Origin of the sequence: Allorhizocola rhizosphaerae (genome assembly GCF_003426775.1) — a bacterium.
Lineage (GTDB): Bacteria > Actinomycetota > Actinomycetes > Mycobacteriales > Micromonosporaceae > Allorhizocola > Allorhizocola rhizosphaerae.
Genome location: NZ_QJUG01000484.1, coordinates 1 through 1208 on the forward strand (window position 1 = coordinate 1; position 1208 = coordinate 1208).

Here is a 1208-nt window from a genome sequence, read left to right on the forward strand (position 1 = left end):
GTTGGCCGGATCGGCTTCTGTGCGGCAGCAGATCACGGTGCCGGCCGGCACCTATACCCTGTCCACGTTGGCCAGGACCTCCGGTTCGGTCAGCAGTGGGCAGATCACGGTGACCGACTCCAGCGGCGCGGTCCGTACGCTCAGCATCCCGGCATCATCCGGCTTTACCCGTCGCGAAGCCGCGGGTCTGCAGTTGGCCGCCGGGACCGCCACGGTCACCATTCGAGCCGGGTCCGGCAGCGGAAACCTGGCCGTCGACCAGCTCGCACTGGTCAGGACGTCCGGTGGTCCGCAGGGGCAGCGTTACGAGGCGGAGACCCCGCCGGCGATATGTCAGGGCACGATCGATTCGAACTGGGCCGGGTTCTCCGGCAGCGGGTTCTGTAACGGTAACAACGCGATCGGCGCCTACGTGCAGTTCACGGTGAACGCGACGGCGGCCGGCACGGCCACGATCGGGGTCCGGTTCGCCAACGGCGGCACCACCGCCAGGCCGGCCAACCTGATCGTCAACGGCACCACGCTCGCCAACGTTTCGTTCGAGCCCACCGGTGCCTGGACCACCTGGGTCACCAAAACCCTGACCGTGTCACTCAACGCGGGCAGTAACACCATCCGGCTGGATCCGACGACGGCGGCAGGACTGCCCAATGTGGACTACCTCGACGTCGGCCCCATGGCATAACCACTGACACCACTACGGCCAGAAGGGTGTCCGAGATCCGGACACCCTTCTGCACCCTGCCAACGGGTATGAGCTCACGAATAGACCCCCGCAACAGCAAACTAGGAGGCATCGTGTCGATGCAACGACGGACCCTTTTGAAGCTCAGTGCCGCCGCAGCGGCCGGGGCTGGGGTGTCCCTGCTCGGTTCGGGGCAGGCCTACGCCGATCCCGCGCCGGCCAACCCGTTCGCGGTGGGTGTGCGCCGCTACGACTGGTACCGGGGTAGCCGCCCGTGCACCACCTACGTCTACTACCCGGCCACCGGCACCCCCGGCGGTAGTCCTGTCACCAACGCCCCGGCCGCCAACGGCGTCTTCCCCGTCTACAACTTCACCCATGGCTTGGGCAGCAGCCCGCAGAACTCGCTGTTCATCATCCGGGCCCTGGCCGCGGCCGGGTTCATCGTCCCCGCCCCGCATTTCCAGCACAGCTTCGAAAGTGTCAACAACGGCAACACGTCCAGGGACGTCTCCGAGATCAT

Annotated in this window: 2 protein-coding genes; both read left to right on the plus strand. The window is 66.7% G+C overall.

Features of this window, described 5'->3' with window-relative positions; translation table 11 throughout:
* Positions 1-685: CBM35 domain-containing protein (locus DM816_RS45100; RefSeq protein ID WP_246002767.1), on the plus strand; the 685-nt coding region annotated here is incomplete at its 5' end.
* A 113-nt stretch (positions 686-798) separates the two neighbouring features.
* On the plus strand, positions 799-1208 hold a 410-nt coding region (locus DM816_RS41970), incomplete at its 3' end, for a twin-arginine translocation signal domain-containing protein (protein ID WP_162908442.1).